This window comes from Novosphingobium subterraneum (genome assembly GCF_000807925.1).
GTDB classification, from domain to species: domain Bacteria; phylum Pseudomonadota; class Alphaproteobacteria; order Sphingomonadales; family Sphingomonadaceae; genus Novosphingobium; species Novosphingobium subterraneum.
The window spans coordinates 1-22,841 of the sequence record NZ_JRVC01000037.1 but is presented as its reverse complement, the minus strand read 5'-3'; the positions used below and the strand labels follow the sequence as shown (position 1 = coordinate 22,841).

Genomic DNA, 22,841 nt, shown 5'->3' with positions numbered 1-22,841 from the left:
GGTGTCAACGGCACTGTAAAAATCCCCGGAAGTGGCAAAGTAAAATTCCCCACTTTGGGCTTTGGGCGGTCAGTTGGTTGGCGGCTGTCCTCCATTCTTGGGTGGGCGACCGCGGCGGCGAGGTTCAACCAGAGCGGGCGGTGTAATTCGCGCATTTGATCTGATGTGTTCGGGCAGCAGATCGGCGTGCCGACGCAAGCGGTAGCTTGAGCCATCGATCTGGATGACGATGGCATGATGCAGCAATCGATCGAGCAGGGCTGTTGCGACTACAGGGCTGCCGAAGATGTCTCCCCACTCGGCAAAGCCGCGGTTCGAGGTCAGTATCATGGCACCCTTTTCGTAGCGCGCGTTGACCAATTGGAAGAACAGGTTGCCGCCCCCGGGTATGACCGGGAGGTATCCGATCTCGTCGACGATCAGGAGCGATGGCCGGCAGTAGAAGCGAAGCCGCTCGCGCAATGTGCCTTCGCGTTCGGCTTTGGCGAGGGCGCCGATCAGATCGGCCAGCGTGATGAAGGTGACGCTTTTGCCTGCTTTGACGGCTTCCAGGCCAAGAGCACTGGCCAAGTGGCTTTTGCCGGTACCGGGCGGGCCGAGCAGATGGACGACCTCGGCGCGCGCAACGAAGTTGAGTTCGGCCAGTGCCATGATCCTGGCCTTGTCGAGCGAGGGTTGGAACGAGAAGTCGTATCCGGCCAGCGTCTTCACGGTATTGACCCTACCCATGCGCAGCGCCGTACGTATGCGGCGCTCCTCACGGAAGGTCAGCTCCTCGAGCAACAACTGCTCCACAGCCTCAAGGGCTGTGATCTCTCCACGGTCGAGACGCGATACGCAATCATCGACGACTTCGATCGCGCGCGGCATCTTGAGGCCAACCATGCTGCATTTGATGCGGTCGAGCACGGACGCTGACGGGTCCGGCAGCAGCGAGTTCATGCTCTTGCTCCTGCTAGTTGCTGACCAATGGCGGCATAAATGTCGAGAGAGCGGCGCGCCACTTGCTGTCCGGTAAATCCATGCGGCAACGGCAGATCGTCGTTCCGGCGCTGATGGCGCCGGTGTCCATCAAGAAGGGAACGTTGCCGCCGCCCTTCCAGCAATGGATGGCGTGCGATCAGGCGATCATCTTCAAAGATCCGGATTTCGTCAGCGAGGCTGTGGACTTCGACAACGCGGCGTCGGGTTGCATCGGGGACCGAGTAGTAGTTGCCGCCGACGCTGACCATTCCTTCATGGCTGATCCGGCGCTCCAGCTTGAGGACGGCACCGAACGGCACCAGGGGCAAAGGCTGCAACGCAGGCCGTTCCTCGGCGAAGGCCTCGTTGACGACACGCCCTGTAGATGCGTGCAGGCGGGGATTGGCGACAGTGCTCAGCCAGCGGTCGAACTGCGCGTTCAGGTCGTGCAGATCGCGGAACGCGCCGCCCAGGAAGAAGTCCTCGCGAATGTAGCGGAATGGCCGCTCGACCTTGCCTTTGGTCTCCGGCCGATAAGCGCGGCAGGCCTTCGGCAGATAGCCGTAATGCTTCGCAAACTCCCCCAGCGTGCGATTGTAGACGACACGGCCATCCTCATCTTCACCGATAACGGCAGTCTTCATGCGGTCGTACAGGATCTCGCGCGGCACGCCGCCGATCGCCTCGAATGCCGCACGATGGCATGCCAGCACGCTCGGCATAGTCTGGCGCATGACGAACCGGCCCCAGATCAGCCTGGAGAAGCCCAGAACCATGGAGAACAGCCAGACGATTTGCACGCGATCGGGCGCGTCGGCAAAACGCACGCGGAATTGTGCAAAGTCGACTTGAGCCTGCTCGCCCGCAGGCGTCTCGAAGCGCACGGCATATGGCTTGCCTCCACCTGCCGGTCGTAGCGTGCGCACCACGTCGCGCACCGTGCTGTAGCCACCGGTGTAGCCGCGTTCGCCAAGCTCACGCGCGAGCCGCTGCGCGCTCAATCCTGGATAGGCTTCCAGACGCGCTCGCAAGTAACCCATGTGAGGATCAAGCAGGCGTTCGCGCGGTTGGCGAGGACCGTAGGTCGGCACCTCAATGCCACGGCCAATGTATTTGCGGACTGTCTTGCGGTCGATGCCGACTTGCCGGGCTATGGCGGCAATCTTCACGCCTTGGCGGTGCAAATCCAGGATCATCATCAGATCTCCAAGCTTCTTCATCGCAGCACCGCCTCCCACCGGGGAAGCTATGCCGGATTTTTGGAATTTGACCCTGTCCGGGGCGCGCCCCGGACAGGGTCAACGAGAAGAAGTGGGGAATTTTCAAATGTCACTTCTGGGGCATTTTACTCCGCCATCAACACACGGTGGTTGTTTAGATACCATTGGTACGTATCGCGGATACCTTGCTCAAGGCCGGTCTGAGCTTGCCAGCCCATCTGCCTAAGTCGGCTAACATCCATTAGCTTGCGCATCGTACCATCTGGCTTGGAGGGGTCTATCGATATGGCGCCATCAAATCCTATGATGCGAGCGATAAGCTGGGCAAGCTCAAGGATCGAAATGTCCGTGCCGCTGCCAACGTTTATGTGGCTTAGCATGGGCTGCGTATTAGCCTGATAAACATCGATGGTGAGGTCTAGCACGAACAAACTGGCCGAGGCCATATCATCGACATGCAGAAACTCGCGACGTGGGGTCCCCGTCCCCCAGATCACAACCTCATCAAGGCTTTGCTCTTTTGCCTCATGGAAACGGCGGATAAGTGCAGGCAATACGTGGCTATTCTCAGGGTGAAAATTGTCACCCGGGCCATAGAGGTTGGTGGGCATTACGGACCGATAATCAGTGCCGTATTGGCGGTTGTAGCTTTCGCACAGCTTGATCCCAGCAATCTTGGCAACGGCATAGGGCTCGTTGGTGGGCTCGAGCGCGCCGGATAGCAGCGCCTCCTCGCGCATGGGCTGCGAGATAGCCCTCGGATAGATACAAGAGGATCCTAGAAATAGCAGGCGGCGCACACCGGCAAGGAACGCTTGATGGATGACATTGCACTCCATCATCAGATTTTCGTATATGAAATCAGCGGGGTAGGTGTTGTTGGCATGAATGCCGCCGACTTTAGCTGCCGCAACGATCACCGCTTCGGGCCGTTCTTCTTGCATAAACTCCCGCACAGCCGCTTGGTCCGTCAGGTCTAGTTCGGCACGGCTGCGCACGAGTGGCGAAATCCCTTGAGCTTTCAACTGACGGACGATAGCAGAACCCACCATGCCTCGGTGCCCGGCAACATAAATCGTCATTAATAAGCCTCAGATTGCAAGCGCTACGGGTGTGTCGAAACCATGTGCCTTCAGCAAAGCATGGCGGCGGGCAGTCTCAAGGTCCGCTGCGACCATCTCCTTGCACATCTCGCGGACCGAAATTTCCGGTACCCAGCCGAGCATTTTCTTGGCCTTGGCCGGGTCCCCTAGCAGCGTCTCAACTTCCGCCGGACGGAAATAGCGGGGATCAACGCGCACGATGACGTCCCCAGGCTTAACCGCCGTGGCTATATTGCCGGAGACAGTGTCGACAATTCCAATCTCTTCAATACCATTGCCTTCAAAGCGCAGTTGAATACCCAGCTCTTCAGCCGACCAGCAGATGAAATCACGAACTGAATGTTGTTGCCCAGTGGCAATAACGAAATCTTCCGGCCTGTCCTGCTGCAGCATCATCCACTGCATGCGTACGTAGTCCTTTGCGTGGCCCCAGTCACGGAGGGCGTCGAGGTTGCCCATGAACAGGCCAGGCTCGATCCCCTGACTGATATTTGCAAGACCACGAGTAATCTTGCGGGTGACAAAGGTTTCACCACGCTTCGGGCTCTCGTGATTGAACAGAATACCATTGCACGCGTAGAGGCCATAGGCCTCGCGGTAGTTGACGGTAATCCAGTAAGCGTACAGCTTGGCAACGGCGTAGGGAGACCTCGGATAAAAAGGTGTCGTCTCGGATTGGGGTATTTCCTGTACCAGGCCGTAAAGCTCTGACGTCGAGGCTTGGTAAAAGCGGGTCTTCTTTTCCAGCCCCAGAAAGCGGATGGCTTCGAGTAATCGCAGGGTGCCGATGGCGTCGACGTCAGCAGTGTATTCTGGAGCCTCAAAGCTTACTGCGACATGGCTTTGTGCACCGAGATTGTAGACCTCGTCAGGCTGCACCTCCTGCAGGATACGTGTGAGGTTCGAGGTGTCTGTCAGATCGCCGTAGTGCAAGCTGAGCTTCGGATCGGGCGCGTGGGGATCTTGGTAGATATGGTCGATCCGCTGGGTGTTAAACGAAGAGGCACGGCGTTTGATGCCGTGGACTTCGTAGCCCTTCTCGAGCAGGAATTCGGCAAGATAGGAGCCGTCCTGTCCGGTAATGCCGGTGATGAGGGCACGCTTTGTCATGGTCTTTCCTTATGATCTGATTAAAAACTGGCTGAGTTTGCCCAAGTTCTTGCCGGCCAGCGCGCCGATGCCTCCAACCTTGTTCCTGCGAAGTGCGCTGAAATCCTCACGGCTTTTGCGCAAGATCCGTTCGATTGAACGGTTGCTCTCCCCGCCAACCCGCATCTTGACGAGAACCTCGGGGAGCCAGGCCGCTGCAATTTGCCCTTTGGCAAAATAACGCAGGATGGAATCGTAGTCGGCAGCGATGCGGTAACTGGTGTCGTATCCGCCCCAAGTCTCGATCACCTTGCGCCGAAGAAACAGCGCGGGATGCGGTGGCATCCAGCCGCGTCGCAGTTTCGCCGGGTGATATTCGCCGGATTTCCAATGTCGGATTACCCGGGAGGTATCGCTAGCCGAAACGTAGTCAAGGTCGCCATAGACGGCATCGGCCTTGGTCTCCTCGAAACACCGCTCGACGCGGGCCAGCACTTGCGGGTGTGCCAGAAGATCGTCTGAGTGCAAAAGGCCGATGACATCGCCACTAGCTCGCGCCATTGCGCGGTTCAACGCGTCATAGATCCCGTCATCGCGTTCAGAAATCAACTTGCGCCGGCAATCGGGCCGCCCTGCCAGCAGAGCCAAAGTGCCATCAGTCGAGCCCCCATCCTGCACCAGATGTTCATAGTTATCATAGCTTTGCGCCGCGAGGCTGTCGAGCGCATCGCCTAAGGTAGCCTCGCGGTTCCAGACGGCGGTAATGATTGAAAATTTAATGGCCGTCATTTCATTACGTCTATACCAAGCACATCGCGGATCGCCGTTGGCGCATCGACCTTTTTCCGTATCATATACGCTGTGGCTTCCGCCAGTTTTGCATCGACAAGGAAGCGATACCAAAATCCTTGCAAGACATGGAAAGCAAGTCCTTCGCGCCCATCAAGAAAGCCAAGCCGCAGGACGTAACGCCAGAAGAAATAGGCGAAAGCCCGCAATCCACTGGGCAACCGAACATAAAGCCTTTCTTTCAGCCAGCGCTTGACCCCTGCTTGACCACCAGCAAGGCCCGCCACGCTGTCATGGGTCATGAAACCATGCTTTAGATTCAAAAGATCCACAACCTCGCGGCTGGCATAGGAATTGTGCTTGGCGGTCCACCAGGACAGGGAGTTCAGATTGTCGTCAAGAATCTCGCCCTTAAGCCAGGCAACCGGACCCGACACTTTGATATGTTCGTCCATCCAGCGATCCTCGCAGCGGCCCGCTCCATGGCGGAAGATCCGCAGAACGCGGATCGGAAATACCCCGCCGTGGCGGATCGGACGCCCCATGAAACTCATCCGGCGACCGATCGTAACGCCTTCGATATCGTCGGCAAGGCGCGGCAGTTGCTCCGCGATTTCACGGGCAAGGCTGGGACTTACCACCTCATCGGCATCAAGTCGCATCACCCAGCCGGTGCCGTTGGGCAAGAGATCCAGCGCATGGTTAAACTGACGCGCATAGTTCGTCCACGTATTATGCTGAACCACTGCGCCTAAGCGTGTGGCAATCTCAACCGTACGGTCTGTTGATCCTGAATCTAAAACAAAAATATGAGAAGCGAGCTGGCGGACAGATTCTATGGCGCGCGCAATGTGCCGCTCTTCGTTATGCGTTAATATCACGACTGTCAGCATGACAATTCAACCTGGTCGCTTCATGATAGCGACCATCGACTTCGCCAACACCGGAATTCGCCCCACTCTTCTAAAGCGGATATCGCGAAATCCCGCTTCCTCTAACAAAATGGTCAAAGTTCTGATCGACCAGAACTTGATATGCCCATGATCCCACGTCGCAGTGAAATGGGCATCCATTTTACCCGTCATTGCGAGAACAAGGTTCTTCAAATAGCCATGATAAGGGGTACTTATAATCGCTGTTCCACCCGGCTCAACCAAACTAAAAAGGCTATTTAGAAAATCACGCGGTGCATACACGTGCTCTATTACCTCAAGGCTAGTGACAACAGGAAACCGCCCAAATCGCCCCACCAAATCGTCGTACGCTGATCCCATCTCGAGCCGAAGTTCCGGATATTTTTTGTTAGCCTGTGCTATTCCCTCCTCTGACGGATCAACGCCCGACACTTCCCAACCAACAGTGCTTAGAGCGGCCGCGATGCTACCGTTGCCACAGCCAAGCTCAAATAAACGTTTTTCCTTGGTCAATCGAAGCCCTGCCAGCTCTTCGGACAATGTAGGAAGCAAATAGGCATGGGAGCTATTAGGATAAGCATTCTCATAGCTATACCCGCTTATATCAACTTCGACGGTCATTTGCGCTCCTCTAAGAAGATGTCGTGACGATATTTATTAGATACCGAGCATATACCGTCAATCGAACCCTTTGTCTGATTGCGCCCAGTTAATTCAACGCCCGTCATTGAAATATATAGTTGCCTTACATTCTCGGCAACTTCGTTCAGCGTCCAAGGCCAACAGACTAGGCTTCGTCTCCGCGCTTCCTAATTTCCCGTGCGGGATTGCCGCCAACCACCATCTCAGCGGCCACATCTCGCACAACGACAGAGTGTGCCAAAACGACGGCACGCGAACCAATCCGTACACCCGGGCCAACAAATGCACCTGCCGCAACCCAAGCTCCGTCACCAATGACAATTGCCGCCCCTGTCAAGGGAAAAGTCGGATCGTCGAAATTATGACCTGCTGTGCATAGATAGGCCTTCTGACTAACAATCGCACCCTCACCCAGCTCGACACAAGCAACGTTATAACAATCGACTTCGGGGGCTAAGCAGCTTCCTCTATACAATTTGAGGTTCCAAGGTGCCCAAATTCTTGCGCTAGGATAAGGGTGCACGTCCGCATCTACAGTCGCGCCAAACAGGCGGAGCAATAAACACCGCCACCGATGAGCGGCCACCGGAGTGGGACGAAAAAATAAAGCGCTAACTACGCGCCACAAAAACCGTCGAGCCCGATTACGAAAATTGATCGTGGGCAACGGAACAATTTCAGCGCGTTTAGACATTATCTTTGCAAGCTCTCAAGCTCAAAGCGTTGACTCCACCGACCGTTGGGCAATCGCGTCATCATACACTGACAGCATCCTGTTAGCCACAGATTCCCAAGAGTAATCACGAAGCATCCAAGCGCGGCCGCGTTGCCCCATTGCGTTACGTTTATCTTCAGGCAAACTCATCGCTGCGTCGAGCGCAGCGACCAGTGGGTCGACGCCGTGTTCAATCCACCATCCGCATTTTTGGTCGACCAGACCCGACCATGGTGCTCCGCGTGTAGCAATCACAGGCGTCTCCATCATTAGGCTTTCCGCAACTGTAAGTGCAAAGTTTTCGGATCTTGAGGGAAGCACGAATAGGTTAGCGGAGGCCATCGAAACATTGCGCTGATTTCCATCAACCGCCGCCCTGAACGTTACACGTTGCAATTTTAGTTTTGCGACCAAATCTTGCAATTCAGACCGGTGCCCGCATTCATCTGGCCCTACGATGTGGAGCGACCAAGCCGTGTGCTTGCTTTCGAGAAGCGCCCACGCTTCGATGAGGGTGTGGAGATTCTTGACAGGGTGGATTCTCCCCAAGGTGAGAAGGCTCTTATTTTGCACATCGAAAGTAGGAGGCACGGGAGAAACATGAATGCCGTGAGGAACAATCGAAACTCGATCGTTCAAGCCGAACAACCGTATGTCATCAGCTTCTGCTGCCGCAGATGCGACAAGCGCGGCGGCACGTTTTATCACCTTATCCTGAAAAAGAATTCGAGCAATCCGTTTCTTATGTTTGGAGTAGGAGAGCGCGACGGGCGATAGCATACCGTGGGGTGAGTAAATGTAAGGATTACCTGTCCTAAGATGCCATTGCAGGACTGCTACAGACGGATACATCCACAGACCATGAAGATGTACAATATCCGGCTCAAAGCGCGACAAAGCCGTCCTTAAACCTGGCGAAAGACCGAAGGAACGCGCCCAACTAATAACTTTCAGCGCTTCGACTGGAGCACCCTCCCACCTAAATCTGTCAACCCGTGACCAATCTGAGGATTCAAGTCCAAAAACTCGCACATCATGGCCAAGAGAAAGTTGCTCCAGCGATAGCGCCTCAACTACAGCGCCAACACCCGCAGCTCGACGGTCAAGGCCAGAGGTTACATGAGCAACACGCACTATATTTTCCTACATTGCCACCGCATTCAGAAAAGGTCTTTCTAAGGTACCGCATTGTGGCCCCGCCATGGCACTACCGCCACACGCGACGTGCCGGACATTACCGCTCGTAAGATAGTTTCGAGATACTCGGCACCAGCATTTGCTCCAAGAGAGCGAGCCCACTTTCGCAATCTTTCTCGGCGCGCGGACGTGACCTTCCCTTGCGCTAGCACAGAAGCTAGCGAGTTACGCAAAGCGGTGGGATTATCAGTTGGGAAAATCCCACCAGCATTGCTGGCAGCGACCACATCACGCGCGCCACAAGACGAACTACATATTACAGGCGTCCCTGCCATTAGTGCTTCGGAGACAACTGCGCCCCAACCATCATGATCGCTTGGAAGGACGAGGCAATCCGCCCTCCCCATGTAGTCGGTTACGTCATTCATTGGCACAACACCGCTAAATGTGGCGCGATCATAAAGATGGTCCGCCGCGAGACGCATCAGGCTTTCACGCATAGGTCCATCGCCAATCACCTCAATCTCAAAAGATTGATCTGAAAGCTCAGACAAGCACCGCAATAAAAGATCGACTCTTTTTCGAGCCACCAGTGCGCCCACGAAAAGAAAACGAAAAGGTGAACCGGCCAATGTGGGTGCAGAGACCTCAGAATCTTGCAAAAAGTACGCGAACGGAAAAACTTTCAAATTTGCAGGTGCCATTTGTGCCACCCAGGTCGTTGTGTCGGCTCCAATTGCCAACACGGCATCCAACCCGGTTCGCCACCTATTCAGGTGCCAGGCATACAGCGCACGTCTAAGTGCCCCAATAGGCCCTCTCCGATCCACAGTCTCCATGATCACGAAGTGACGTCGACCGCGCGCCTTAATCGCCCTCTGAGCAAGAGCTACAGATCCATTCGACCGGAAGCCCTGTGTTAAATGAACGGAACTCGATAACGACAATGATACGAGCCGCTCAACCTCGTGCGCTGTCGAGGCAAAATAAAGCGACACATTGGGAAGATCGGGAACTTGCCATCCAAGCGCCTCCCGGTCCTCATCGAGCTTTCGTTCCGCTACATAATTAACTTGATGACCACGATCAGCAAGCGAAACTGCCAAGAAAGCCATATGCGGTGTAACCATCCGTTGCCAGAACCAAATCGAGAGCGACGTCATGCCAATGACTGCCTCAAATCCAGGAAGGATGCGAGGGACGCCCCAACAACGGATGGCCCAAATCGGCGCTGTATACTGAGCTGACCTGCTGATGCACGCCGGAGAATCTCAATCGGATCAGCCGCCATTTCCATGATTATGCTACTCAACACGTCGGCGTTCGCACTCTGCATGATCCACGCTTCATCTTCTTTGAAAATGTCTCCAACGTCACTAACACTAGTTGCGATGAGTGCTAAACCAGCCGAAGCAATCTCAATCACTTTCGAAGGGAATGTAGTCCCTGCAAGCTCTCCTTCAGGACACTTCAAGGATAAACTTGCGTGGCAACTATGAAAAAGCTCATAGTAACCAGCGCGCTCCACTCCTTCATGCACCTGGATTTGCAGGCGACCAGACCGTAGGGACGCGCTTAAACCGCGCACCCTATCAAGATCCCCCTTTCCCGTAACAATGAAAATAACGTCTCGCGCCAAGCGACGAGAGTGACACTCCAGATTCATCACTGTGTCGCAAAATAGGTCTAAGCCAGTGGACGGCAGAATTGACCCTCCGAAATGTACGCGTAGTGCACCACCTGAGGAAAGCCTAGCCCAACGAGGATCGACGTGCGTACTGACGGAGGGCGTCGCAACTCCGTGCACAGCCAAAAACTCACCTATCTCGAGGCAACGACCAATCTGGTTCGATACTGTAATCTTGTGGGGAGACGTCAAATTACACATCACCCTATAACATAACACTTCGATAAGCCAACGTACTCCAGCCTCCTTTCCTGTTGGAACGTCTTCTATATCTTGAAAAACTGAAATACCGCGATACTTCAAGATGATCAAAGCAAGCAAATACTCCAATGCGTGATTGTAAAACAAGACTGTATCGCCCTGCTTTATGACACAAACTGCAAACCGGGCAAGTGCAAAGGTGCCGCAAATTTTCCGAATTAGTGCGAAGCGCCATACCGGCAAAAAATAACTAGGGAAGCCGTCACCCCGAAGAGCCCGGCCACGCTGTCGCAAGGACCCTTTACCAACAAAAGGAAGCGACACTAGCACAGACCGCTTACCAACTTTTCTCAATGCAGAAGAGATTGCAGTCATCTTAGCTGCTGCCGCTGCAACGTATGCATCCTCGCCGATTGCCGCAACGTAGGCCTCAGTACAGACCATGCCGATATAAAACAGGCGGGGCTTTCTCACGGTCAATTTCCGACCTCTTCATCCACAATTGAGATCACTTTCACCACCCGAGCGGGAACTCCAGCAAGCAGAACGTGCTCTGGGTAACTGTCTGGAAGAACCACCGCTCCTGCCGCAACCACACAACCCGATCCGATATCAACACCCCCAAGAATGACTGCTCTAGCCCCGATCCAAACCCCGTCACCAACAGAGATTGGTTTTGATAATCCTGCACCAGCTCGCCTGCTGCGCCCCCCGATTGCATGACTACCACAGTTGAAAAGAACCCCCGGACCGATATCGCAGTTCGAACCCACAGACACACCCCCTCCATCAGGGACAATAAAGGTTGCATCGATTCCAACCCATGTGCCCTGACCGATCGACACTGGCCCCGAACCCACAACACGGCAACCTTGGTTTAGGCTGACACCATGGCCCAAATATACACCGCAAATCCGCCACAAGGCCCGCTTGGCCGCAAAGAGCCGAGTAGGGGGAAATATCATAAACAAAAGATTCACAAAATGCCTAATCGAAGATGTCATTGAAAAAGCCCTCCTGCCACAAGCAACGCTTCACAGAGAGTGTAAATCCTATATCCTCACGCCCCTAATACTTGAGCAAATCAAATAAATGGCAAAAGCGTAGAACAACGTTAAAACTGTGAATGCACTAAACCAAAAGATCCCAAGTATTGAATATGCACTACATAGGATCATCATGCTTCGAATGGCGTTTCCTAAAAAGACCATTCTAAATCGATAGACGCTCCCCCATTGAGCCAAAGCAAAAATCGGAATAATCGCCACCCAATAACCTGCACCGAAATCTGCTATGAGACGCGGAATCATATTCGTTTGTGTCCATGCCCACGGGGCCGGTGTGTCACGATAGAAAATATGTCCAAACACCTCACTCGAATCGACCAAGTTTGTGGACAAGATCGGGCCAAATAACCTATAAGCCGCATCAAAAGTATAATATCCATACGGAATACTGGCCTCGGAGGCGTGCATAGCATGGACAGAGATCGAAATATACGTGTCAGAGACATACATCGGAATAGCAAACATGGCATTGATAATAGAATCGAGGACGCTAGATTGGTAACTCATGCCGTCCGTTGGGCCACGAAGAAGACGAAGCGCCGTGAATACCGTCATTATGAGCGCTGTCACGACGACTAAGGTTCTTTTAAGCTCTCCAATTACATCTCTATTTTCTTTTCCGCTTGCGCTCACTGCATAGGAAATTAGATAGAGCGCGGGCCCTACAATGACGTTTATTCGTCCACCTAGGGACAAATTGTGGAAAACCAATCCTGTTGTTGCAGCAAAGGCTACCAACTTGCTTACGCGAGCCCTCGTTCCGTCACTAAATCCAAGGAAAAGAAGGAAGGCTTGTGCAAAATAGAAAAACTGTACGCTGGCTGAGCCGTAGGTAAGGTCTCCAGTGACAGCCGCATATCGAAGAGCCTGCAAGTCCGAAAATTTGTTCCGGTTCAATATGAACTCATACGCTCCAATGAGAAGGATTGATAAAGCAATAAAATTTTGCTTTCTGCCGAGGAACGATATGAAGCCCTCTTCGACCTTTCTATCGCCGCGCCCTCCTGGCATTCGCCTATATATATATGACCCAATAAGAAATCCAACAAGTGCGGACAATAGCGTTGCTAGAACAAGCTCCCTTGTCCCTTGATCTATCGGGTACTGAGAATAGTATTCAAAAAATGGAAAGCTTGTCACGATTTCTGCAGACCAGATTAGAAATAGCCATGCATACCAAAACGCTTTATCGGCGCTAAATTTGTTCTGCGTAAGCGCAGAGTTAACTCGCATTGAGAAGAGAGCAATTACTGTCACAATCACAAGAAAAGGAAATTTCTCGAACATGAGATCGCGTCCTTTTAGGTTACGACACCGATGATCGTGCCAGTACCAACTTCAGTGCTCTCTTTAATGAAATCGGCAATATCTTACTTGCCGAGTCCTTAAAGCTCGCCTTCATCAGATTAAGTCCAAGAAGGGATAGTAGCTTTATATAGACATATAGGCCAACCGAGTGAATTTTGAGATGATTATGCATGGACAAAAAGATCGCGAAATAGGGCATTCCGTTTAAATAGCCATCAGAAATTCGTGGGCCATTATGGAGATGATAGTTGTAAAGCGCCTTGGGGACATAGACCCAAGTTTTTACTGTGGCGAGATATCTAAGCATAAAGTCAAAATCTTGCATCCGCTTTAGTGAGACGTTCCATTGCATACCTTTAGGTATGGTCTCTCTCCGCATGATTATTGCTGAATTTGAGGGACTCTTCAATCTAGAAATGAACTGATGGGGTTTCAATTCATTTCTGAATAGTTCGCAGGATCCTGCATGCTCATCGATTACTCGATAATCACTAATACAGCAATCCGCATTTTTGTGATTCAGTGCGGCGATTTGCGTAGATATTTTTTCCGCTGGTATTGTATCATCCGAGTCAAGAAACAGTAGATAATTCCCGGTAGCAAGGCTCATTCCAAGATTTCGTGCGGCGCAAGCGCCCTGGTTTGGCTGACTTACAAAGCGCACTACTGTCCCAGGACGGTGTTTCATCTTCAAAAATTTTTTACAGATTTCTACACTTTGGTCCGTTGATCCATCGTCCACCAAAATCAACTCAATCGCTGCGTGCTCTTGGGTGAGGCAACTCAATATCGTTCTCTCGACCGTGCGCTCCCTATTAAAGATTGGAATTACGATCGAGCAAACGTCTTTTGACGAAGCTTGGTTTTCGGATTTCTGCATCTTGGCCATTACTTTCTCAGTCGGCGACGGAGAATACAAAGAACCTATGACACGGATTTTCGAACGATCGAAAAGTCCGTACCAAATCCAGCTTACGTGATTTGAGAAACGCGCTTATCACCTTTTTAGTTTCATACCCACGCTTGTTAAGCTCCCAATAATGCTCGCCGTCAAATTTGTGGATACTTCTTGAAAGGCGAGGTCGTGGCAGAAGGATGGCTCGCTCTCCGAATTTTGGAAGATGAATGATGAACCGCCAGGTGCGTTCTGCATCCGGCAGGCTTATTACTACGTAATTTCTGGCTACTCTTGCGAGTTCGTCTAGAGCCTTCAAGGCGCCATCGAATGGCAAATGTTCTAATACTTGGAAAGCGCAGGTAACGTCGTAGCTTGAATCGTTCAGTGGTAACCTGAGTACGTCACCCAAATGGTCGGGCTCGAGCTCGGGATCCTGATCAACAGTTTCAACGTGAAAGCCAATATGGTTTGCGACCGTCTTAAATAGCCCTGGACCTGGGCCGACTTCCAGTATATTTTCGCCTCCTAGTGTCGAGACTAATGTTAGCTGTTGCCAGATGCTGTTCCAACGAGGAAGGCTCATATATCTTCCGAACTCGTAGTGTCCGGCTTCAACCTGCTTTGTCATTTTGATTCCTTCGGCGAACTTTTGCGCTTTTACGTATTACCCACACGATCAGCAGAGCGTAGGCAACTGCCCCAGTGATGGAGAATATTCCGACGGTCCATCTCGCACTTCCAAACACCCCGTATCCCGCAATAACCGCTCCAAGTTTAGCGATTGTCCCAATGACCTCATATAACAATAAGCCTCCTTGAATGCCCAGGATCGGAATGGCCGAAACTGCAGGACGGTTGGCGAGTCCGAGCCAGAGCCAAAGGCTTAAAAATGCCGAGTAGACCCCAGCTTCCTGCCATTCCGGCCCCATCACGGTGGCGAAAAGCCAAGGCCCAAGCATTGCAGTTACAGCGAGAAATGGGCTCCCGGCAACGAGCAGGCAAACTGTCGATTTGATTAACAGCTTTGTTGTGTCACCTCCTGCAAGGCTGATCTCGTTGAGACGGGGATACAAGACTGCTTGCACGGCGTTTCCGATCAGCGAAACCGGCGCGGTGGCCAGTGCCGTTGCTAAAGCATAATAGCCTGCGGCTTCGGGTCCGAAGCATGCCGTTAGTCCAATGATTGGTATGGATTGCGATATGGCAACGAGGAAGTTTTGCGGTGCCCGAAGAAATGCAAAATCCCAGTGAGAACGTGCGATGGTCCACAATTGGTCGGGCGCCTCGTAAGCAATCTTTCTCGACCGATGGACGCGCAAACGTAGTGCTAGCAGTGGTGCGATGAGGTATCCAACTGCGTTTCCGATCAGCAGCGAAAGGGTGTTCGGCCAAAAACCGCCTAGTACCAACTTTGTTACGTTCCCAATGAGGGACGCCCCAACCGTCGCGCATGCTGAGAGATTGAAGGAACCGCTTCGCGTCATTAAGTAACCTGCGGACATGTTGATGGTCGTCAGGACAGCGATGACTGGAACTAGAAGAGCGTACTGGCTAATGGATTCCAAGCCAAGCTGCTTGAGCGCCCACATGTCATTAATTACAAGGAGTGCGGTTAAGAACGGCGCAAAAATGAGGCTGCCCATGAGAGCGAGTTGGGAGAGCGCATGCGCTTCTTCATCGGTGCGCGCTATTACGATCGCAATGGGAAAGGCCATCGATGTCAGGGTGACCATCGGTCCCGCGACAGACAACACAGTGGCCTGTTGTCCAAAACTAAGCGGCCCAAATTGCCGAGCTATCAATGGCGCCGCAATTAATGTAATAATCTGGCCAAGGCCAGCCCCTAATACTAGTTTACCAATATTCCAAATCAAGGGATTGCGCGTCATTATATTTAGCATTATTTTGTCTGTTATTGATCTAACGGAGTTGTTCACGTAACAAGCAATGCATACTTATTTGCCAATATTGAACTCATCCAGGCGTCTCACGTTGCGAGAGCTTTTTGGTTTATGGTTCAACCACTTGGTTTAAGGGAAACTCTGCCAACGAACTCGTCTACGATGGCTTTAAGTTATCCAAAGCTACCGCACGGAGGGTGCCTCGGCATCCTCCCCATCTTCGACAATCGCCTAGACCGCTTACTCACGATGGTCCCTCTAGGATAACCTGCCGGATTCGGAAAGGACTTTCCTGCATGGCGCGGAACGGCCTGACGCGCTTCACTGCGCTGTCTAATGAGGCGAAGCTGGACGCCTCGAAAAACTCTGGCGTCTGAAGGTCGGATTTGATTCACTTCGCCGACGAGGCGTCGGAGGCGGTGATGGCAGGGCAGCCGGGTTTCTTTGATCTTTCGGACCGGTACGAGGCGCTGAGCGCGGCGGGCGATCCGCTGGAGCGCTTGGGTTCGGTGGTTGATTTTGAGGTGTTCCGCGGTCCATTGATTGCCGCCTTGCGCCGGAGCGTCCGAGGTAAGGGCGGGCGCCCCCCCTTCGATCCGGTCCTGATGTTCAAGATTCTTGTGCTGCAGGCGCTTTATTCGCTGTCGGACGAAGCGACGGAATTTCAGATCAAGGATCGGCTGTCGTTCCAGCGGTTTCTCGGTCTTGGGCTAGATGGCACCGTGCCGGATGCGACGACGGTGTGGTTGTTCCGGGAGCGTCTGGTCCAGGCCAAGGCGATCGACCGATTGTTTGCCCGCTTCGATGCCGCACTGACCGACCGGGGCTATCTCGCCATGGGCGGCCAGATCATCGATGCTACCGTTGTGCCTGCCCCCAAGCAGCGGAACACCGACGAGGAGAAGGCAGCGATCAAGGACGGCCGGATCCCGGAGGCATGGAAGGCAAAGCCAGCCCGGCTCCGCCAGAAGGATCGCGATGCCCGTGGGAGCGTGAAATACACCAAAGCCAAGGTGAAGGAGGGTGCCGATCCCAAGGCCTTCAAGCCGGTCGATCTCGCGATCCCGATGTTCGGCTACAAGAACCACATCGGCATCGACCACGCCCATGGGCTGATCCGCACCTGGGATGCCAGCGCCGCCAATGCCCATGACGGTGCACGACTGCCGGACTTGGTCAGCAAGGCCAATACCGGTTCGGGCGTCTGGGCAGACACGGCCTACCGGTCGAAGAAGAACGAGGCTTTCCTGGCGGCAGGCATGTTCAAGAGCCACGTCCACCAGAAGCGCAAACCGAGGCAGCCGCTGCCCGAGCGGATCGCCAGGGCCAATACCAGACGATCCAAGGTCCGCGCCCATGTCGAGCACGTGTTCGCGGGACAGAAACACCGGATGGGGCTCGTCGTGCGCACCATCGGTATCGCCCGCGCCACCATCAAGATCGGCATGGCCAACCTCGTCTATAACTTCCAGCGCCTCGTTTGGCTCGAAGGGCGAGGTACGCCCGCATAGCGCGAAAACATGGCGCTGAACGGCGCTCCGGACCAGAAAACCAAGGAAACCCGGCCGAAAAGGCCAACCCTCACGTCTCAAAAGCCGCCATCAGACCCCTCGCGGCGCCGTCAAGCCAAAAACAGCCGGTTCTTCGAGGTGTCCAGCTGTGATAGGGGGGCAATCGCTTCCTTGTGGCTTGTGATCGTTGCGAGGTTTAAAGCGGAGCGGCTTGTCGGTTGAAACTGTTAGCCAGCTTTTGTGGACCCTAAGGCCCTCCAGTGTCGATTGATTGGCGCTCGGCGCCGCAGCTTGCGCAATAATTGCGGCCGATCACTGTTTGACCCGCTTACGATGTCCCGGAAGCCAGTGCTTGAACCGCCCCGGCTTTCCCGGAGCATTTTCAATTGAGTCATGCAACCATATCGAGGGTCTCTTTGGCTGCATGGTAATTTGCTTCTGCCTCGGCGGGCGGAATGTAGCCGATGGGGCTGAAAAGGCGTTGGTTTTTGCGCCAGTCGACCCAGCGCAGGGTTGCCATTTTGACTGCCGATGCGCTTGGCCACGACCGCTGTCGCCAAATGACCTCTGTTTTGTAGAGGCCATTGATAGTCTCGGCCAAGGCATTGTCGTAGCCGTCGCCAAAGATGCCACCGATGGCGCGAGGTTGGCCTCGGCCAGGCGCAGCGTATAGTTCATTCCAAGGTAGTGAACGCCCCTGTCGCTGTGGTGGACCAGGCCATGTTGCGGTCCTGGCCTGCGGGCATGGATGGATTGATCCAAGGGGTCGAGGACGAAGCCGTCGGGGGCCGACGTACTGACCTTCCCGCCCACGATCCGGCGGGCATAGGCGTCGATCACGAAGGCCACGAAGACGAACCCGGCCAGGTGTGCACGTAGGTGAATTCGACCACCCACAGTGCGTTGGGCCATTCGACGCGGAACTCGCGGTTGACCTTGTCCAACGGGCACGCAGCTTTCGGGTTGCTGACCGTGGTGACCGTCCTATTGCCACGCCGAACGCCCGCCGGCGCCATGGCGGCCATCAGGCGCTCCACGGAGCACCGGGCAACAGCCACACCATCGCGCAGTAACTAATGCCAGACCTTGCGCGCTCCGTAGAGCCTCGAACTGGTCTCGTGGACGCGCTTGATCTGCGTCTTGATCCCGTCATCACGGCCTGCACGCGTGGGGCGCCTGCCGTAATCGGCCAAGCGACGTGCATGTTTATGGTAGGAGGACGGGGCGATTGCCAGTTCCCGGCAAACCGTCTCGATACCCAGATCCTCGCGATAGGCGTCGATGAACGACATCATCATTTCTCGCGGCGGTCGAGCTCCGCCATCACAAAATACGCTGAGGCCTTGCGTAAAATCTCGTTCGCCCGGCGCAATTCCTTGACCTCGCGCTTCAGCAATTTGAGCCGGGCCTGATCATCGGCGGCCCGCGCCGCTGGTGCCGTTCGTCTGCTCGCCTCCTCCCGGCACCAGCGGCGCAGCGTCTCGGCCGTACAGCCAATCTTGCTGGCGATCGAGGTCATCGCCTCCCACTCCGACCCGTAATCGGCGCGATGCTCGCCAACCATGCGCAAAGCACGTTCGTGGACTTTAGGACAGAACTTGTTCCGGTCTTGCTCATAACGAAAGCTCCTTCTCACAAATTGGAGCCTCCGGGAAAGCCGGGGCGGTTCAGATGCTGGCGCCGTACTCGCTGTGGGATAGATGACGAGTTCCAAAACAAGGATTGCTTGTCGTCCAAGCGGCTTGTTAGGCTTTGGTGGTTAGAACGGTGACAGATGCGGCAACTGTTTGGCTATCTCACGGGAAACTTGTGCAGAGCAGATCGACCAACATTCGCTCCTTCGCTTCGATGCGGCTCTAACGGATTGTGGCTATTTCTCGACGGGTGGTCAGATTGTCTATGCCACTGTCCTGCCTACCCCTACGTAGCTAAATACCGAGTTCTAACGCGAGGCGATCAAGGCTGACAAGCACGTGAAGGATCTGCGGCCCGATGAACCGAACGGGATCGGGTAAAAGCACGTTGGACGCTCAAGACCGGCTGCAAGCTAAAATGGCGCGAGGACGGCACGTCATTGCCCGTCATAACGCTGCCAGTCTTCGGCTACAAATCGCCATCAGCATCGACCGGAGCAATGGCTTATCGGAGAGTTGGCGTTGACGTCCGCATCGACTGATGACGGGCGCCTCCGTCGCCGCGTCGTAGGAATTGCTCACGAGGTTGGCAGAAAATGGATGCGCGGTAAATCGGAGTTCGATTCACCCTTGGGATGGCCCCCCCCGCTTCATGTGCTGAGCGAAGCAGCCATTGCGGCACGGATGTGACCGCCTAGGTACAGCAGTGCCGGCAGCGCTACGATCATGTCGACCTGCCCCCGATCCGTCCATCGTCACCCAGGTGGAGTTGTGGGGCGGGCTGCCGTTGCTGTGGCCGACACTACAAGGCACAGGCGCCTGTGGGCATACCTCCCCGGTTCGCCCTTCGGCCCCGGCACAAGTGCGCTCATGGCTTTCTGCATCATAGCCATCACGTGGACTTCGAGCGTCTTTCCCCGATTGCTGGCGAGCCGTTTGGTCTGACAATCTTCGAAAGTGCCATCGCCAGCATGTTCCGCCGCCTGCGCACCAGCATGGGTGGCCCCGACCGCGATCCGCGCCAAATTGCTCAAGGCGCATATCATTGCTTCAGATGAGACAACGACCAGGACCAACGGCTTTATGCAGTGGCAGTGGGTGTTCCTGTCCAGCGACGCTGTCCTGCACAAGATTGCCTCGCGCCGGGTCCGCTGCGTTGCCGAAGACGTATTGAGGCGGCATCGGACCGATGTCTCGGCCTCCGACCGCTATTCGGGTCAGGAGGAGTTGAGACGCGAGCACCAAGTTTGCCTTGCCCATGTGCTGAGCGATGTTCAGTACGCCATCGACAGCGCCAACACTGTCTTTGCCCCGCATATCCGTGACCATTTGCGCTGCGCGACCAAGGTCGGGCCACGACGAGACCAGCTCAAGGACAGCACCTTGGCCGCCTATGCTGCCAAAGCTGACATCATGCTCGATCGTCTGGTTACCAGACCTGTCGCTCATCCCGCCGGGCGTGCTCTGCTCAAGCAGATAAAGGCATGGCGAGGAAAGTTCTTCGTCATCCTCACAAACTGTGACGTGCCGGTCACGAGTAACATCTCAGAGCGCGAAATCCGCCCCTCAGTCGTCTTCCGCAAGGTCTCCAATGGTTTGGGATCAGACTGGGGCGCTCAGATCCATACCGGATACCACTCCGTCACCGGCACCGCACGCCTTTCTGGCCAGTCCGCACTCAGCGCAATCTGCGACCTCGTCGACGGACGCTTCGCCGTCGCTTGATCGGCCTCAGTGCCAACTACCTCAGCAGTTACGCGTCGTGAGCACCGACAACGCTGGCTCCGATGTCCCGGCAGAAAGCGGCTATGGCTAAAAGGACAACGAGAAGTGGCTGCCGGGTCGGATGCTCACATCCCGAATTTACCGGCGGAAACCCAGGGGCAAGCACGAGCCTAGGGCTGTCACCAGAACCGACGCTGTCAATTGGCGTCAATCGCGACCTCCTATCGGCGCGGAAAAGGCCCTCCGTGCAGTTCTGGGGGCTGTGAAAATGGTGATGGCAGGTTTCGCGCTGCTGGCGGCGCAAGGAAGGCGTAGCCCGACCGGAGGCGGCAGCAGCGCGAAGGAGTTTTCTCTGGACTTCCTCAACTGCGGTGCGTGAAGCACCGGCTGTCGTTGCCTGTCTCAACGATATCAATAGTAGGTGATGCGGTCGCGCGGGGCGGTGGTGATCTTGGGTTTGCCGATGATGCCAAATCTTCGGTCCGGTAAGCAATGCCAAACGCTCTAAGCCAGCCTCAGCACAGATCACCCACTGGATGCCAGATCCGAGTTGACTTCGTGACACCTGCCAAGCAAGCCCTTGAGCATGACCGCAATTCCTCTTCTCACTGCCAGCCCCCGGATGACCGTTTCGCAACCTTGGTTCGTGGTCCAGGTAAAGCCCAACGCTGACGCCATCGCCAGGCGCAATCTTCTACGGCAGGGCATACAAATCTTCGCACCTTTTGAAGAGGCGACCACCCGCAAGGTGCGGAGCTTTATTCGAACAAAGAAAGCTTTGTTCCCGGGTTATTTGTTTGTCAGTTTTGACCAAGAAGTCATCCGATGGCGGACCGTTAACAGCACATTTGGCGTGAGTCGAATTGTGAGCTTTTCCAAAGATCAACCGGCGCAAGTCCCGCTCGATTTGATCTCTGACCTCATGCTCCGTTGTGATCACACCGGAAGGTTGCTCCCCTCACAATTATTGCAGATCGGAGATAACGTCTCCATAACAAATGGCCCTCTCTCGGAATTTATTGGAAGTATAGAGCAAATAGAATCGGATAGAAGAATCTGGATTCTCTTGGACATAATTGGAAAAAACACACGTGTAGCATTAAGAGCAGCCGATTTGCGTCTCGAGGACTAGGCTTATGAGTCGTTCTTCATAGCCGGTCGCTGATGGCGACTGACGTGATGTCGTGGACGACCTCCGCACGAGCGTAGCTGTGTAATCATGTGGTCGTTGTAGGTCCATGTGTGGACGACCTCCGCTGCGCAAGAGCTTTTCGGCATTAATGACCTCGGTCGGGTGCATCCATGTGTTCGGCCTGTTCGCGCAGCACCGCATGGCTGCTGGCCCTGATGAAGTCCGCAGGCTGGCTCCCTAATCACGTCATCGCGCTCGAAGCGCTGTGACCCCCTGGGTTTCACCAGCCCCCGGTCTGACCGGTTCGTCATCACTACTAAGCTGCTCCAACGCATCCCATCACGCGATTATCGAGTGACGGAGATCTCCTTATGCGGCGGCGGCGTAGACCTCCTTCCGCGTCATCACGGCCCAGGCAATTCTGGCTGTTTTGTTGGCGAGCGCCACTGTCGCGATCTTCGTGGGCTTGCGCTCGAGTAGGCCCGCCATCCAGGGTTGGCGAGCAGGATTCTTGCGCGTCATTCGCATGACGGCGGTCGAACCGACCACCAGAAGCCGGCGAAGATAGCCATCGCCCTGCTTGGTTATTCCGCCGAGCCGCTCTTTGCCACCCGAGCTGTTCGCGCGAGGTGTGAGTCCAAGCCAGGCGGCAAACTGACGGCCTGATCGGAACAGCGATGGATCGGGCACCGCCGCTGCAATAGCCGAAGCTTTAATCGGGCCGATTCCAGGGATTGTACCCAGCCTGCGGCTCGTCTCGTCGTTACGATGCCAATCGAGGATTTGCGCCTCAAGCCGATCGATCTCGCTCGTTAGTGCCCTCAGCTGAGCGGCAATGCCATGAAGGGCCGAACGGGCGTGTGCAGGAAACCTGTCCTGCTCTTCGTGCAGCGCCTTCAAGGAAGCCACTACGCCGCCGGCGCCCAGACTTGTCACGATCCCGTACTCAGCTAAGTGGCCGCGAAGCGCGTTGATCAGCATGGTGCGCTGCCGGACCATCAGGTCGCGACTTTTGTGAAGCATGAGCACCGCTTGCTGCTCGACCGACTTCACTGCGACAAAACGCATCGTCGGCCGGGTGACCGCTTCGCAGATCGCTACGGCATCTGCTGCATCGGTCTTCCCACGCTTTACTAATCACGAGGTCCCCATAATGCGGAGGAACGCGGCCTGATTGGCGGATTTTCGCCTTTCTTGGATCGACT

Annotated in this window: 18 protein-coding genes, 3 pseudogenes and 1 other annotated feature; of the genes and pseudogenes, 3 read left to right on the top strand and 18 right to left on the bottom strand. The window is 54.8% G+C overall.

All coding sequences use genetic code 11. The features are described from left to right. Window positions 1-69: 69 nt before the first annotated feature. From istB to NJ75_RS22520, 16 genes are all read right to left on the bottom strand, one after another. A complete protein-coding gene (gene istB, locus NJ75_RS22575) occupies window positions 70-942 on the bottom strand; it encodes an IS21-like element helper ATPase IstB (protein ID WP_039338571.1) in 873 nt (290 codons plus the stop codon). After that, window positions 939-2,183 carry an IS21 family transposase gene (gene istA, locus NJ75_RS22570; RefSeq protein ID WP_039338569.1) on the bottom strand — a complete coding sequence of 415 codons (1,245 nt, stop codon included), beginning with the start codon at window positions 2,181-2,183 and terminating at the stop codon, window positions 939-941. Before istA ends, istB begins: the two co-directional genes overlap by 4 nt. Window positions 2,184-2,308: 125 nt before the next feature. Further along, window positions 2,309-3,265 (bottom strand): GDP-L-fucose synthase, encoded by a 957-nt coding sequence (gene fcl / locus NJ75_RS22565; protein WP_039338568.1) that lies wholly within the window; start codon window positions 3,263-3,265, stop codon window positions 2,309-2,311. Window positions 3,266-3,274: 9 nt separating this feature from the next. Beyond that, complete coding sequence (gene gmd, locus NJ75_RS22560) at window positions 3,275-4,396, bottom strand: GDP-mannose 4,6-dehydratase (RefSeq protein ID WP_039338566.1); 1,122 nt, start codon at window positions 4,394-4,396, stop codon at window positions 3,275-3,277. Between the two features lie 9 nt (window positions 4,397-4,405). Beyond that, complete coding sequence (locus tag NJ75_RS22555; RefSeq protein WP_211257973.1) at window positions 4,406-5,164, bottom strand: glycosyltransferase family 2 protein; 759 nt, start codon at window positions 5,162-5,164, stop codon at window positions 4,406-4,408. Further along, a complete protein-coding gene (locus NJ75_RS22550; protein WP_039338564.1) occupies window positions 5,161-6,057 on the bottom strand; it encodes a glycosyltransferase family 2 protein in 897 nt (298 codons plus the stop codon). The genes NJ75_RS22555 and NJ75_RS22550 overlap by 4 nt, the downstream gene beginning before the upstream one ends. Window positions 6,058-6,063: 6 nt before the next feature. Next, window positions 6,064-6,699, bottom strand: coding sequence for a class I SAM-dependent methyltransferase (locus NJ75_RS22545; protein WP_039338562.1), 636 nt, complete (start codon window positions 6,697-6,699; stop codon window positions 6,064-6,066). 166 nt (window positions 6,700-6,865) lie between these two features. After that, complete coding sequence (locus NJ75_RS25490) at window positions 6,866-7,414, bottom strand: LbetaH domain-containing protein (protein ID WP_082013557.1); 549 nt, start codon at window positions 7,412-7,414, stop codon at window positions 6,866-6,868. Window positions 7,415-7,435: 21 nt separating this feature from the next. Then, window positions 7,436-8,569, bottom strand: a complete 1,134-nt coding sequence (locus tag NJ75_RS24115; RefSeq protein WP_082013556.1) for a glycosyltransferase — start codon at window positions 8,567-8,569, stop codon at window positions 7,436-7,438. Between the two features lie 41 nt (window positions 8,570-8,610). Beyond that, window positions 8,611-9,735: a glycosyltransferase family 4 protein gene (locus NJ75_RS24110; protein ID WP_082013555.1), complete on the bottom strand. Its 1,125-nt coding sequence runs from the start codon at window positions 9,733-9,735 to the stop codon at window positions 8,611-8,613. Then, window positions 9,732-10,934, bottom strand: a complete 1,203-nt coding sequence (locus tag NJ75_RS24655; protein WP_156135948.1) for a glycosyltransferase family protein — start codon at window positions 10,932-10,934, stop codon at window positions 9,732-9,734. The genes NJ75_RS24110 and NJ75_RS24655 overlap by 4 nt, the downstream gene beginning before the upstream one ends. Window positions 10,935-10,936: 2 nt before the next feature. After that, complete coding sequence (locus NJ75_RS24105) at window positions 10,937-11,425, bottom strand: DapH/DapD/GlmU-related protein (RefSeq protein ID WP_236727232.1); 489 nt, start codon at window positions 11,423-11,425, stop codon at window positions 10,937-10,939. Window positions 11,426-11,512: 87 nt separating this feature from the next. Then, window positions 11,513-12,814: a hypothetical protein gene (locus NJ75_RS22525; protein WP_156135947.1), complete on the bottom strand. Its 1,302-nt coding sequence runs from the start codon at window positions 12,812-12,814 to the stop codon at window positions 11,513-11,515. Between the two features lie 19 nt (window positions 12,815-12,833). Next, a complete protein-coding gene (locus tag NJ75_RS24100) occupies window positions 12,834-13,724 on the bottom strand; it encodes a glycosyltransferase family 2 protein (RefSeq protein WP_082013553.1) in 891 nt (296 codons plus the stop codon). Between the two features lie 7 nt (window positions 13,725-13,731). Then, window positions 13,732-14,361: a methyltransferase domain-containing protein gene (locus tag NJ75_RS24095; protein WP_082013552.1), complete on the bottom strand. Its 630-nt coding sequence runs from the start codon at window positions 14,359-14,361 to the stop codon at window positions 13,732-13,734. After that, on the bottom strand, window positions 14,345-15,622 hold the full coding sequence (locus NJ75_RS22520) for a lipopolysaccharide biosynthesis protein (RefSeq protein WP_169745770.1): 1,278 nt from the start codon (window positions 15,620-15,622) through the stop codon (window positions 14,345-14,347). The genes NJ75_RS24095 and NJ75_RS22520 overlap by 17 nt, the downstream gene beginning before the upstream one ends. 434 nt (window positions 15,623-16,056) lie before the next feature. Between NJ75_RS22520 and NJ75_RS22515 the strand changes: the two genes are divergently transcribed. Beyond that, window positions 16,057-17,145 carry an IS5 family transposase gene (locus tag NJ75_RS22515; RefSeq protein ID WP_039338550.1) on the top strand — a complete coding sequence of 363 codons (1,089 nt, stop codon included), beginning with the start codon at window positions 16,057-16,059 and terminating at the stop codon, window positions 17,143-17,145. Between the two features lie 391 nt (window positions 17,146-17,536). Here the strand turns inward: NJ75_RS22515 and NJ75_RS22510 are convergent. Further along, window positions 17,537-18,709, bottom strand: a pseudogene (locus tag NJ75_RS22510) (IS3 family transposase). Further along, window positions 18,368-18,482, bottom strand: a sequence feature (AL1L pseudoknot). It overlaps the preceding pseudogene by 115 nt. Window positions 18,710-19,435: 726 nt before the next feature. Here NJ75_RS22510 and tnpC point away from each other — a divergent pair. Continuing rightward, window positions 19,436-20,504, top strand: a pseudogene (tnpC, locus tag NJ75_RS23605) (IS66 family transposase); the annotation flags it as partial. A 586-nt stretch (window positions 20,505-21,090) separates the two neighbouring features. Further along, a complete protein-coding gene (gene nusG / locus NJ75_RS22495; RefSeq protein ID WP_211257972.1) occupies window positions 21,091-21,636 on the top strand; it encodes a transcription termination/antitermination protein NusG in 546 nt (181 codons plus the stop codon). 369 nt (window positions 21,637-22,005) lie between these two features. Here nusG and NJ75_RS22490 read toward each other — a convergent pair. Further along, window positions 22,006-22,770: pseudogene (locus NJ75_RS22490) on the bottom strand (IS110 family RNA-guided transposase); the annotation flags it as partial. Window positions 22,771-22,841 lie beyond the last annotated feature (71 nt).